At 24.0% G+C, this 13,661-nt stretch carries 13 protein-coding genes and 1 pseudogene; 9 read left to right on the top strand and 5 right to left on the bottom strand.

The genetic code is table 4. From position 1 onward, the window contains the following. Positions 1-113 precede the first annotated feature (113 nt). The 3 genes from I5Q57_RS05530 to I5Q57_RS05520 form a co-directional block, all read right to left on the bottom strand. On the bottom strand, positions 114-398 hold the full coding sequence (locus tag I5Q57_RS05530) for a hypothetical protein (protein ID WP_215825598.1): 285 nt from the start codon (positions 396-398) through the stop codon (positions 114-116). A 136-nt stretch (positions 399-534) separates the two neighbouring features. Continuing rightward, the gene (locus I5Q57_RS05525; protein WP_215825597.1) at positions 535-801 is read right to left on the bottom strand and encodes a hypothetical protein; all 267 of its coding nucleotides are present in this window, start codon (positions 799-801) and stop codon (positions 535-537) included. Positions 802-950: 149 nt separating this feature from the next. Continuing rightward, the gene (locus I5Q57_RS05520) at positions 951-1,919 is read right to left on the bottom strand and encodes an Mbov_0401 family ICE element transposase-like protein (protein ID WP_215825596.1); all 969 of its coding nucleotides are present in this window, start codon (positions 1,917-1,919) and stop codon (positions 951-953) included. Positions 1,920-2,315: 396 nt separating this feature from the next. Between I5Q57_RS05520 and I5Q57_RS05515 the strand changes: the two genes are divergently transcribed. Both I5Q57_RS05515 and I5Q57_RS10095 read left to right on the top strand, forming a co-directional pair. Then, positions 2,316-3,644 (top strand): LVIVD repeat-containing protein, encoded by a 1,329-nt coding sequence (locus I5Q57_RS05515; protein ID WP_215825595.1) that lies wholly within the window; start codon positions 2,316-2,318, stop codon positions 3,642-3,644. A 237-nt stretch (positions 3,645-3,881) separates the two neighbouring features. Then, a pseudogene (locus tag I5Q57_RS10095) lies at positions 3,882-4,046 on the top strand (IS256 family transposase); the annotation flags it as partial. A 343-nt stretch (positions 4,047-4,389) separates the two neighbouring features. Here I5Q57_RS10095 and I5Q57_RS05510 read toward each other — a convergent pair. After that, on the bottom strand, positions 4,390-4,716 hold the full coding sequence (locus I5Q57_RS05510; RefSeq protein WP_215825594.1) for a hypothetical protein: 327 nt from the start codon (positions 4,714-4,716) through the stop codon (positions 4,390-4,392). A 500-nt stretch (positions 4,717-5,216) separates the two neighbouring features. Here I5Q57_RS05510 and I5Q57_RS05505 point away from each other — a divergent pair, with 500 nt between their 5' ends. The 6 genes from I5Q57_RS05505 to I5Q57_RS05480 all read left to right on the top strand — a co-directional run bounded on the left by I5Q57_RS05505 (position 5,217) and on the right by I5Q57_RS05480 (position 10,647). Then, positions 5,217-5,411, top strand: coding sequence for a hypothetical protein (locus I5Q57_RS05505; RefSeq protein ID WP_215825593.1), 195 nt, complete (start codon positions 5,217-5,219; stop codon positions 5,409-5,411). A gap of 261 nt (positions 5,412-5,672) precedes the next feature. Beyond that, positions 5,673-6,026 (top strand): hypothetical protein, encoded by a 354-nt coding sequence (locus tag I5Q57_RS05500; RefSeq protein WP_215825592.1) that lies wholly within the window; start codon positions 5,673-5,675, stop codon positions 6,024-6,026. Then, positions 5,974-6,435 carry a hypothetical protein gene (locus tag I5Q57_RS05495; RefSeq protein ID WP_215825591.1) on the top strand — a complete coding sequence of 154 codons (462 nt, stop codon included), beginning with the start codon at positions 5,974-5,976 and terminating at the stop codon, positions 6,433-6,435. The genes I5Q57_RS05500 and I5Q57_RS05495 overlap by 53 nt, the downstream gene beginning before the upstream one ends. 49 nt (positions 6,436-6,484) lie before the next feature. Further along, positions 6,485-9,424 carry an SMC hinge domain-related protein gene (locus tag I5Q57_RS05490; protein WP_215825590.1) on the top strand — a complete coding sequence of 980 codons (2,940 nt, stop codon included), beginning with the start codon at positions 6,485-6,487 and terminating at the stop codon, positions 9,422-9,424. Positions 9,425-9,492: 68 nt separating this feature from the next. After that, positions 9,493-10,164, top strand: a complete 672-nt coding sequence (locus tag I5Q57_RS05485) for a phosphate signaling complex PhoU family protein (protein WP_215825589.1) — start codon at positions 9,493-9,495, stop codon at positions 10,162-10,164. Positions 10,165-10,458: 294 nt separating this feature from the next. Next, positions 10,459-10,647, top strand: a complete 189-nt coding sequence (locus tag I5Q57_RS05480) for a hypothetical protein (protein WP_215825588.1) — start codon at positions 10,459-10,461, stop codon at positions 10,645-10,647. 212 nt (positions 10,648-10,859) lie between these two features. Here I5Q57_RS05480 and I5Q57_RS05475 read toward each other — a convergent pair whose 3' ends face one another. Beyond that, entirely contained in the window at positions 10,860-11,750 is an 891-nt protein-coding gene (locus I5Q57_RS05475; RefSeq protein WP_215825587.1) for an IS1/IS1595 family N-terminal zinc-binding domain-containing protein, read from the bottom strand. A gap of 310 nt (positions 11,751-12,060) precedes the next feature. On the opposite strand from I5Q57_RS05475, the gene I5Q57_RS05470 reads away from it, so the two are divergent. After that, on the top strand, positions 12,061-13,581 hold the full coding sequence (locus I5Q57_RS05470; protein ID WP_215825586.1) for a DUF2130 domain-containing protein: 1,521 nt from the start codon (positions 12,061-12,063) through the stop codon (positions 13,579-13,581). Positions 13,582-13,661 lie beyond the last annotated feature (80 nt).

The raw sequence follows: 13,661 nt of genomic DNA, 5'->3' as shown, positions 1-13,661 counted from the left end.
AAATTATAAAATAATTTTAATTTTGTCGAAAACTCTTGATAAAATAAAAAAAATCATCAACTTGATAATTTTAAAAGGCTTTTATGTAAAATTACTATTTTTACTTTAATTTTTTATACATTAAAATATAATACCGCTGTTTGTTGGTTTGGAGTTAAACCCTTATGTTGGTATTTTCATTTTCAGAGATTTAAATAATTTTGAATATTAGTAAAACCTAAACCATGATAATGAATTAAGGCTTCTTTAAGACTAGATTGTAATTTACTGATTTTATTTAAGTTACGATAACTAGCTTCAGGATTAATTGTTGTTTTAGTTACACATAAAGTAGAATTTGTTTGTTTTGCTACTAAAAAATATAATTTTTGCATATCAGAAGTAAAGCAATCAGCCAATTATATTATTTAATTACTAAACTAACCATACCTTTCTTGTTATTGTCATTTTTATTCATTACCATTTTATCATATTATTGAATTTTTACACAATGAAAAATTATTAATTTTATTAAATTTTAACTAATATTTTTACTTACTTAAATCTATTATATTTATTTGTTACAGCATTACCTTTATAGTTAATTCAACTATCATCATTTTTATTATTATATTTATTTCATAATGAATTTTTATATATTTCTTTTCTGATTTCTATTTCTGAATTAATATTTTTATTAATGTAATGTAATACATTTAATTTGTTTAAATTTGCCATTCTTAAATGTAATAAGTTATTTAAATTCTTATGATTATATATTTTCGCCCCATATCCTAATTGTTTTTTTACCAAATGTGACACATCACTTTCAATGCTACGACCAATATTTCATTCTAAATTTTGATTATAAATACCATGCTTATTATTACTGAAATAATTACTAGCCTTTCTTAAATTTATTTTAATATCTTTATTTAATTCATTTTTAGCAACATTACGAATATTTTTGATTAATTCTTGATCATTTTTCCAACCTTATATAATTTAATTCAACTATTTAGTGTTACTTTACGATTTTCAAAAATAATATTAAATGCAGTTTGTTTTAATTTTTTAATAGCATGATAACCATCTAAAATATATCTAACATTACCAAAACTATTGGCAATTTCTCTAATTCAAGTAGCGCCTTCGCCACAAACAATTATTATGTCATAATTAATATTCACATAATGTTTTTGTAATTCCTTAATTAATAAATCACGATAATCCATTGTATTTATTCGTTTACCAACTTTTAACATTAGAAAACGACCTCGTTTGTTTTCTAATTCTCTACGAGCATTTTTGTAATTTTTTTCTTTATGTCCGGTATGAAAAGTAACTAAACGAATTCTTTGGTCTTGTTTAACTTTCTGATCTAATGTCGCTAAAAATGTCTCATCTAGTTGAATATATAAATCCTTATTTTTGACATCAATTCTAGTTTTAGTTTCTTTTTCTGCTAGTTGAAAATATTCAGCAATATCGTATTTATTTAAAATATTTGAAATGCTACCTTTTGAAATATAACAATGATTTAGAGCATCTAAAACATCGCGATACCGTTTACCATCGCCCAAAAGACTTAAAAATTTAAATTGAACATCAAAATAAATGCGTTGTTTGGATAATAGACCAATTTCTTTATCTACCAAACATACGTATTCAAATTTACCTGATTTTTGATTTCAATATTTATATCGGCGTCGTTTAAAAGTAACTTCACCAAAAATTGTAATAATTGTTCTTAAAGCAAAATGAACTACTTTATAACCTTGTTTTAACCGATAATGATATTTATATAAGTATTCATCTAATTTTTCATATTCATTAGCTAGTTGTTCACATTTGTTAGTGTACATATTTTTATGGGTTGTAAATAAACTGAACCAATGCTTGTTTTCTAAGGTTTTTACATTATTATTAATTTTTAACATAATAAATTACCTTTCTTGGTAGTAATTTTAACTAAGTTAAATTTAGTTAACTTATTTTTCTTTTTTAAAGATAAATGTTTTTCTAAAAATTTATTGTTATTTTATAAATTCGTTTGAATGATTATAGTAATTTTATTCATATTTATTTAATAAAATTCGCTAGAACAAAATAATCTTAACTTTATGATAAAAAATAAGGATATCAAGAATTAAATATAAAATTGTTATTAAATTTTTTCATATTTAATGACCTGAAAAAGTAGAAATTTTTGTTTGTTGGTGTATAAGGAGATTCCAAAGTAAGAAAGATTCTAGGCTCATATTTAGAGAAAGGATGTTGATTGTTTATTAAATTTTTATTAATTAGTAAAAATTTGTGAAAAGGATTTGATATTAATGAAAAAAATATTAGGGGGCTTAGGAACTATAACAATAACAGGAAGCGGAATGACAGGGCTTGTTGGAAATGCTCCAGTTTTAACAAAAAATGAAATTAATTATTTACAAAGATACAAAAGAAGCAAAAATAAACCAATAATAATTGATAGTTATCAAAATAAAATTGAAATTACACCAATTTGAACTGATCTAGAAAAAACATTCGGGGGTTTAACAACAGTAATATCAAATACAATTATTATTGTTTTCACAAATAATCAACAACTTTATTATTTGGATGTAACAAAGCCGGCTAGCGAAAGATGGGTTGACTTAGGAAAACAAAGTGGGTCAACTATTAAAGTTTTAAATACAATTGTTATTGTTCAAGAATTTAAAACTGATGAACTTTGATATTTAGATTTTTCAAATCCATATAACCCTGTTTGAACTGACTTAGGTAAAAAAGTAACTTTTGGTCCTGCTCAAATGTCAAATACAGTTTTTATTATTTTAGAAAAAGATACCAATGGGCTTTATTATTTGGATGTAACAAAGCCAGTTAGCAGGAGATGGGTTGACTTAGGAAAAAATATTATGAATCCTCCTTGATATGGTCATGTTTCTAGTGCTATAACTTTTATTATGGAAAAAAATACTCAAAAACTTTGATATTTAGATTTTTCAAATCCATATAACCCTGTTTGAACTGACTTGGGTAAAAATGCAAACAATGCAATTACTATTATTTCAAGCACAACGGCTTTCATTCTGGAATATAATACGAATAAACTTTGATATTTAGATTTTTCAAATCCAAAAAATCCAATATGAAATGATTTAGGTAAACAAGGATCATTAGGTTATGTAATTAAATTTACAACCACAACAGCTCTTTTTGTTGAAAAAAATACTCAAAAACTTTGATATTTAGATTTTTCAAATCCATATAATCCTGTTTGAACTAATTTAGAAGAAGTAATAAAGGTTTCTGATAGTGGTGTAACTAAAATAACCAATACTACAAGTTTTATTATGGAATATAATACGAATAAACTTTGATATTTAGATTTTTCAAATCCAAAAAATTCAATATGAAATGATTTAGGTAAACAAGGATCATTAAGTTGATTTTTATCTAATAATAAATTTATGTTTTTAGAATGGATCCCCGATTTAGGGCCTTCAACTATTTGACATTTAGATTTTTCAAATCAAAGTAATCCAATTTGAACAAATTTAAGTGGAGATATAAAAGTATTCTCATTTTATAAAATGTCAGATACATTATTTTTGGTTTGGGGGCGTGATTCAAATAAAATTTATAAGTTAGAAATTAAAAATTAAAAATATAGAATTAAAACTTAATGATTTAGAAAACAGAATAAATAATTTAGCAAATTCTTCTAAAGTACTTGCTAAAGGCGGTACTTTATAGTGGCCTTGTCGGAAATGTTGCAGGAGAAATAGAATAAAAAATTTGTAATATAAATAAATATTTAAAATGACAATTTAATTAAATTGTCATTTTTCATTTTTTTTTTTATCATCCTTTCTATTTTGAAAAAATGAAAAAATTGTTTAGTTATTAAGAATAAAAAGATTTTTCCTAATGACGCATCAGTTTTTAAAATATTTTATTTAGCATTTCAAAATATGGTTAAGAAATGAACGATGCCAATTCAAAATTGGGGTAGTGCAATTTCACATTTAATGATAAAATTTGAGGACAGAGTGAATTTAAGTTAATCACTTAGAAACACAGTTAATTGCACAGTTCCCAATCCCCCCCATTTTACAGTTTAATTATTTTTTAATTCTGCTTTAAAAGATAGTATTTTTATTGGAATAGTAATTGTTTCATTAGCAATTTTAACATGAGTATTTGAGGCAATAAATTCTGTTTTATCAAACGTTTTGTCATTTTTTATTGTAATTTTTAATCTTTTAAGCTCGTTTCATACTATATCATTTTTTTCAAAATGTAAACTTTTTAAACCACATGGTCGCGTTTAGTTTTCTTAGATATTGTTTTGAAGAAGTAAAACAATACCTAAGAAAACTAAACGCGGCCCAATCGCGATATTCATTTTTAAACTCCTTTAAAGTAGTTATAATTTATATCTTTTTTATTTTTTTCTTTTTCGGCAATGAAAAAACCTAATAATTCTTGTCCCTTAATTAATTTGGTTTCTTTTTCTTTTTGATTAATTGAAATTACTTGATATTTACTATCTTTTATTATTCCAATGCAAATTGAATTTTCGTATTTTCCTTTATAAACAAATCGCTTTGGAAACCAAATACCGATTTGTTCATTAAATCACGGAATTTTTGGTGCTTTAATAAGCATTGCGTTTTGAGTTTCTTTTAAAAGATATTTTTTAGTATTTAAGAAAATGTTTTCAATTTTTTTCATAATAAATTACCTTTATTATGAATAAACTAAGTTATATTAACTAAGTTTTAGTTAACTTAGTTTTTTAAACACTTATATATCGCAGATTTAAGTGTTTAACAAGCTTTGTTAGTAAATTTTGTTTTTTTAATTAGATAAAGATTTTAATAATTTTAAACTTAGTATATCCCTATATAGAAATTTTTACACTTTAATGTCCGCATCCTACCCTTGGAACTAATTTAATAGCGTGTATATTTTTAGGAAATCCACCCATTCATTTTTTTATTGCAAAACGAAACAAATTGCTATAGCTAATAGGATGTTATCTATTAACTGGTAAACTTCTTTTGGTTATGGCGACCACCCACAATTTATCGCGCTTTAATACATACCAACATTATTAACTCACTTGTATTTAATTTTCAAAAAACAAATTTTAACATCTTATAAAATAAAAAGACAATCATTGCTGACTGCCTTAATACTTATTCAAATATTTTCCTACCTAACAAAACTTTATGCGTCCTGAAGCTAGTTATCGTAACTTAAATAAAATCAGTAAATTACAATCCAGTCTTAAAGAAGCCTTAATTTATTATCATGGTTTAGGTTTTACTAATATTCAAAATTATTTAAATCTCTGAAAATGAAAATACCAACATAAGGGTTTAAATCCAAACCAACAAACAGCGGTATTATATTTTAATGTATAAAAAATTAAAGTAAAAATAGTAATTTTACATAAAAGCCTTTTAAAATTATCAAGTTGATGATTTTTTTTATTTTATCAAGAGTTTTCGACAAAATTAAAAGAATTTTTTGATTTTGATATTGAAAATATTAAAATTAAATATGAACATTTTTTATCGTCTTTACAAAATAATTTTGGGTATGATAAGATCACTATTTTACCACTTTTAGTAAATGCTAACGGTGTTTAATCTTCAAACTTAAAACAAGATGATTTTGTTTATTTGAGTGATGGTGACTTTAATTTTATTAATGATGATAATAAAAAACCATTATTTGGTTATATTTTTGATACTTTTGATAATTTAACAAAAGATACTGTTATTACTCGTGAAAAGGAGTTTTATGAATATACTAATTTAAATGCAACATATTTTAATACCAAGTTATCGCAAAATACAGCGAATGACTTTCAATCTTATTTTTCAATTGTTAGTAATAAGAAAAATTATCAAATTAGTTTCAATAAAAATGAATTATTTAAGACTGGTTATTGAAATGATGATTTAGGTTGGAGTAGTGCAATTGAAGTATTTACTAATATTCATCATAAAAAAACAGTTAACATTAAAATTTAACACTTATTTAGAAAGTTTAATTATATGTTTTATCATTGGAGCTATTGTTATTGTTTTAATTATTGTTTTTGCAACTAGTAATATTACTATTAATGATAGTTTGCGATTTGTTACAATTTTAAATGTTATTGGGTATCATTATAAATGATTAGCTAGTCGTTTTATATTAATTTTTATGCCAATTATGTTAATTACTTGAATAATATCCATTCCTTTAGCAAGACCAATTATTAAATTATTAACTGATATTATTTATAGTAAAACTAAAGTTTTATTTCCTGTATATATTGCAGATTGATACTATCCGTTGGTTTTATTAATATTAGTTATTTTGTTTACAGTATCTTTTAGTATTTGTTGACTATCATTAATATATCGCAATAAAATTAGAAGTATTACTAAGACATAATACATAGTTAAAATATATTGTTATAATAAAATTTGTGAGGTAGATAAATATGGTGTTTTTAAAAAGATTAGAAGCGTATGGGTTTAAATCGTTTGCTAAGCCAACAAAAATAGTTTTTGAACACGGTATTATTGGTGTTGTGGGTCCGAATGGTTCTGGTAAGTCTAATATTAATGATGCTATTCGTTGAGTATTGGGCGAACAATCAATTAAATCATTACGGGGCGATAATATTCAAGATATTATTTTTCAAGGTAGCATTGAATATCCACAGTTAAATATGGCGGAAGTTAAATTAATTTTTAATAATAAAAAACGCATTTTTCCTATTGACTTTGATGAAGTAGAAATAACTAGAAGAGTTTATCGTGATAATAATGAGAATGAATATTCAATTAATAAAAGTCGTAGCAGATTAAAGGATGTTCAAGAATTAGTATTAGGTACTGGTTTAAGTAAAGGTTCATTAGCTATTATTAATCAAGGTAATGTCGCCAATTTTTCACAAGTTAAACCAGAAGAAAGAAGATTATTATTTGAAGAAGCAGCTAATGTATCTAAGTATAAAAAACGCAAATTAGAGTCAGTTCGGAAATTAGAAAAAACTGAAGAAAATTTAGTTCGCATTAATGACATCATTATTGAGATGGAAAGAAATATTAATTATTTGCGTCGTCAAGCTAAAAAAGCACAAGAACATGTTACTAAAAAAGAACAATTGACAACTATTGAAGTGGCTATTTTAGTAAAAGATATTACTAGTCAGTATGAAGGGCTTCGTGATTTGCAATTAGAAATTAAAAGATATACTTCTCAAACTGAAGATTTAAGTGTTCAAATTACTAATTATGATAATAAAATTAATTTGTTGCAAGAAAATATTTTTACTATTGATAATAAAATGCAACAATTCGGACAACAATTAGATGAACATCTTAATCAACTAGAACTATTACAAAATGAAAAAATCTCACAACAAAATGAAAAGCAAGTTAATAGTAACAATCAAGTTCAAGATTTAGAACAAGATGCTAATAATATTAATCAAGAAATTTTACAACAAACTAAATTAATTACTGAACAGCAAAATATGATTGATGATTTTCAAAAACAAAGAATTTTATTAAATGAAGATTTAGAAGTTGCTGTTAAAAAGTACAATCTTTTAAATAAGGAAATTTATGAATTAAAAAGTAAACAAGATTATTTAGTTGATTTGCAAAGTAATAATACTTATTATTATCAGGGTGTTAAAACAATTTTAAATAATCGAATTCATTTAACAGGAATTATTGATACTATTGATCGATTAATTAATGTTCCTAGTATTTATCAATTAGCTATTCAAGAAGCCTTATCTAGCAGTATGCAACATATTGTTGTTGAAAAGGATAGTGATGCTATTCGTGCAATTCAATTTTTAAAAGCTAACGAAGGTGGAATTGCAACATTTTTACCTTTAAATAGTTTACGGATTCAAATGATTAATAATGAGGATTTATCATTATTAAAAACTCAAAAAGGTTTTATTGGTATTGCTTATGAATTATTAACTACTAATGTTAAGTTTGAACCAGTAATGCGTTTTTTATTAGGAAGAATAATTATTGTTGAGAGTTTAGCGCAAGCAAATGAAATTGCTCATTTGACTTATCGGAAGTATCATATTATTACTTTACAAGGTGATGTTATTCGCTCTGGGGGCAGTATTAGTGGTGGCCACAAAAGAGTTAAGCCATTTTTATTTAATAATGAAGAGCAAGTTAATAATTTAAAAACTAAAATTAGTGAATTAGAACAATTAGTTCAAACTTATTATCAAAAATGGCAAAGTATTAAAGAGAAAATAATAACTTTAAATAATGAATTAGAACAAAAACAATTGCATTTAGGTAAGTTTCAACAAAGTAAACAAAGTAATGAACAAAAACAAAGAATAATTGAGCAAGAATATCAACATTTAACAAAGAAAAAAATGCGAGTTAGTGATGATTTTAATCAAAAACTTGATGAGCGACTAATATTAGAAAATAAAATTAGTAATTTAAAGTTAGAAAAATTAAAAATTGCTGAGCAACAACAAACACAAAGAGCTTTGCGAGAAACTTATAGTAATCAATTATATTCATTAACTTTAGAAATAAAAAAAATGCGTACTGAGTATAAAAATCAAGAGAAACTATTACAAGAATATAACTATCAAAAGTTAGCAATCGATAATTGTTTACAACAAAATTTAGAAAGATTAGCGCGAGAATATCGTTTAACTTATGAATATGGTTATGGAAAGTATGGTCAAGACCCGATTGGTGATATTAAAGAAGTTCGTGAACAAATTATTTTATTACGCCAAGAATTACAAGATTTAGGGCCAGTAAATATTGATGCTATTTCTGAATATGAAACAATTAATGAGCGATATCAATTTTTAAAAGAACAAGAACAAGAATTAAATAATGGTAAAAAACAATTACTTACTGCTATTAAAGATATGGATAAAATTATGATAACTCGTTTTGATGCGACCATTAAAGATATTAATAAAGTTTTGCCAGAAACTTTTAAAGTTCTTTTTGCTGGTGGTACTGCTAGTTTGGCATATACTGATCCTAATAATATTTTAGAAACTGGAATTGATATTTTAGTAAATTTACCAGGAAAAACTATTACTAACTTGAATTTATTATCAGGTGGTGAAAAATCACTAGTAGCTTTAGCAGTGCTTTTTGCAATTTTAAAGGCACGCCCTTTACCAATTGTTATTCTTGATGAAGTGGAAGCACCATTAGATGTTGCTAATGTTGAAAGATTTGCTAAGTATTTAAAGTCTTTTGCTACGGAAACACAATTTATTGTTATCACGCATCGCCCAGGAACAATGGAAAACTGTGATACATTGTATGGCACAACAATGCAAAGTAAAGGTGTTACTAAAATGGTTGCTATTAGATTAGAACAAGCAAAAAATTTAGTTACTTCTGCTAATTAATTTATCGTGTATTATTTAGTATGATAAGGGTAAAATATTAATGATTTAATCCAATGGAGGCTATTAAAATGTTAAGAACTAAATTTAATATTGAGATTGAAAGCTTGAAAAATAATATTATTGAATTATTTAATTTAACAATGAAACAACATAAAGAAGTTATTAAGGCTTTAGAAGAAGAAAGTATTAGTAAATATAAAATAATTGTTGCGAATGATAATAATATTAACAAATTTTATGCTGAAATTTTATATAGTGCCATTTGAAGAATTGCTAAGCAACAACCAGTTGCTAGCGATTTACACCATATTATTGGCTATATGTCAATTGTCAAAGAATTAGAAAGAATTTCTGATTATGCTCGCAACATTGATAATTTTTATTTAAAAGATAAACCACCTGTTAAATATAGTAAATATATTGGTCAATTATCTAAAAAAGTCTTAAAAATTATGCAGTTTATTATTAAAGTTCTTGCTGATGAAACACAATGAGGTAAGAAAATTATTAAAACTATTATTAGATTAGATGATATTGTTGATAGTGAATATAATGATATTAATACTTTGTTAATTGATTTAGTTTTAGATAATGTTACTGAAGATAAAATATGAATTTATATAGGAATTATGCAACAATTAAAATATTTAGAGCGATCTGGTGATCATTTAGTTAATATTACTGAAACCTTATTACTATTTATTTCTCAGAGAACTCATTATGTGGATAGGTTACAATAAGTTGGACCATATTTATGTGGACTTTCAAATAAAATAAAATTATTGATGAAATTTTAAGCACTTTTAAAATTAAAAGATCATTAAGCAATAAGAGTTGTCCTTATGAAAATGCTGTGGCTGAAACAACTTACAAAACTTTTAAAACGGAATTTATCAAGGGTAAAAAATTTGAAAATTTAACATAATTAAAATACGAATTATTTGATTTTTTTAATTTTGTAGAAAACTCTTGATATTTATTGAATATACTTAATTTTAGGTATATTTTTAATGTGATAGGGGTGGGTAATAATTATGGACAAAATAATTCAAGAACTAGTAAATACTTTAACAGATGATCAATTTTTAGAATTTTATGAAAAAGTCAAACAACAAGCAGAATTAATAAAAAAACAAAAACGTTTAAATGAAATTGATCAAAAATTTAGAGCACAAGGTATTAAATGCCCTAAATGTGAATCTTACCTGGATAGGTTGCAATAATTTGGACCATATTTATGTGGACTTTCAAATAAAATAAAATTATTTTTTAATTTTTTCGAAAACTCTTGATAAAATAAAAAAAATCATCAACTTGATAATTTTAAAAGGCTTTTATGTAAAATTACCATTTTTACTTTAATTTTTTATACATTAAAATATAATACCGCTGTTTGTTGGTTTGGAGTTAAACCCTTATGTTGGTATTTTCATTTTTAGAGATTTAAATAATTTTTAATATTAGTAAAACCTAAACCATGATAATGAATTAAGGCTTCTTTAAGACTAGATTGTAATTTACTGATTTTATTTAAGTTACGATAACTAGATTCAGTATTAATTGTTGTTTTAGTTAAACATAAAGTAGAATTTGTTTGTTTTGCTACTAAAAAATATAATTTTTGCATATCAGAAGTAATAATTGAATTTTGGTTAATTAATTCTTTGCTCATATTTTCAATAACTCATTGTTTTTGTAAGCGTTTGGTGTTTGTGGATTTAACATAAATATTGTTATTATTATCAACTGCCATTTGAATACAGCATTTAGTATTAGTTGCGAATGGGTCAAGGTGAATTCTTCGTGGATCAGTTTTATGTTTGAAATTTCCTTTATGAATTTCTTTAATAAATGTTTCATCGATTTGGATTTTACCAGATAATTTTTTAAATTTTAATTGGGTATTTTCTAATTGTTTTGATTTCATTAATTTTTGACGATTATATCAAGCAGTTTTTAATGTAGTTTTAATAAAACGAGAAATTGTTTTACTAGATTGCCCCAGCAATGAAATTTGAATCAATAAATTTCATTGTTCATAATTTAAATGATTTCAATAAATAAAATGATTACGAAAAGCGTCAAAACTTGCACGGCAATTTTTACATAAATATTTTTGTTTTCCTTCTGAATTATGTCCATTTTTAACGCGATGGTAAGATTCACATTTAGGGCATTTAATACCTTGTGCTCTAAATTTTTGATCAATTTCATTTAAACGTTTTTGTTTTTTTATTAATTCTGCTTGTTGTTTGACTTTTTCATAAAATTCTAAAAATTGATCATCTGTTAAAGTATTTACTAGTTCTTGAATTATTTTTTCCATAATTATTATCCACCTCTATCATATTAAAAATATACCTAAAATTAAGTATATTCAATAAATATCAAGAGTTTTCTACAAAATTAAAAAAATTATTAAGAAAGTAGGAAGATAAAAATGGTCCAACTTATTGTAACCTATCCATATTAATTAATGCAGTAAAGAAAAATGTCTTTTTTATTTATAGAGGGCGACATTTTATTTTTTTAAAATTAATATAAAATGTTTAGAAAATAATCTAGAATAGAAATTTATTTCAGATTGTTAATGATAATATTAATTTATAAAATTAAAAAAAGAAAGGATTTAACTAATGTCATTTATAATTCAATGTCCACATTGTCATCAAGAAATTACCGAAAAGGATTTTGAAAAGAGTCATCAAGCATTATCATATTTACAACAATTTTTTAATCGTAAGGAGCAAGAATATTGTGATAAGTTAAAAAATCAATTAGATGCTGATTTTCAAAAACAAAAAGCAATAGAAATTACTAGTCTAGTAAATGAAAAAGAAAATGAGTGAAATAAGCAACACAATAATGAATTGTATAAAATAAAAGAAGCCCATCAACAAATTTTAGATGGTTTAAACCAACAATTAAACGCTGCTAAGAGCAATTTAAAATCCCAAGAAGAAACAAAAAAGGCTGATATTGAAGTTTCTATTTTGAAAGAAAAAAGCAATATTGAAAAACAAAAACAAAAAGAAATTGCTGATATTAAAGATAATTATCAAAAGATAATTGATAAGTTAAATTCTAAAATAAAAGATTTAGATATTAAAGAAAAAACTAATGCATCTCAACGAGAAAAATCGTTTACAGAAAAAGAACTTGAAATTACTAAAAATAAACAACAAGAAATTGATTTATTAAAGGATAAAATTAGTATTTTAGAAAACGAAAAGAAAACAAAGGAAGCAGATATTAAGGTTATTTTGGCTGAAAAAGAAAAAGAGTGAAGTAATTTACAACAAAATAAGTTGGATACTTTAAATAAAGACTATCAAAAAAACATTAATGATTTACAAGAGAAAAATCATCAATTAGATATGTTAGTTAAAACTAATGATGCTAAGGTCCAAGAATTAGTAGCAAAAAAAGAAACTGAAATTATTAATTCTAAACAAGAAGAAATTAATAAGTTAGTTGATGAAACAACTGAATTAAAACTTAAATTAGAACAAGGACGAAATATTAGAACAGGAATTTTAGGAGCTAATTTAGAAAATGATTTTGCAGGTAAAATGCCATCATTTTTCCCAAATGATCATTTTGAAAAAACAACTAAAACCATTAATGGTAAAAAACCTGATTTTAGGTTAGGAGTTTTGAATGATGAAGAGGATAATAAAGTAGTTGGTAATATCTTATTTGAGTTAAAAAATCAAGAAAAATTAGATAGTAAATGAGAGGAAAAATTAGCAATTGAATTAAAAGAATGAAATGCTAAGTTTGGCATTATTGTTTGAACTTATGCTAAAGCACCATTTAGTCGTTCTTCAAAATATCGTGATATTTTTATTATTAATACTGACCTTGAAGTTATTGCATTAATTGTTAATATTTTAAAATTTTTAATTAAAAAAGAATTTGCTTTATCATTACAATCTTTAACTAATAAAAATGATCAGGAATTTAAAGAACGCTTTAATATTTGATTACAAGATGAATTTAGTTCTTTAATTGGTAAAGCGATGCGAGAGTTTATTAAGTTTGAAAAGCATATTCAACAAATTCAAAATTCTAATGAGAAATTAAAAAGCGTTAAAGAGAATTTACAAGAAATATTAATTGCTAAAATTGAGGATTCTTTAAAAAAATTATTGTAATTTTAAAAAACTTCTTGTAGTTAAGACAACAACAAGAAGTTTTTATTGAAAAATTTTTAATTTTTGTAAATAACTAGTAA

Source organism: Spiroplasma endosymbiont of 'Nebria riversi' (assembly GCF_018831625.1).
Classification (GTDB): Bacteria; Bacillota_I; Bacilli_A; order Mycoplasmatales; family Nriv7; genus Nriv7.
The sequence above is the reverse complement of the archived record's forward strand: the minus strand, read 5'-3'. Positions and strand labels throughout refer to the sequence as shown.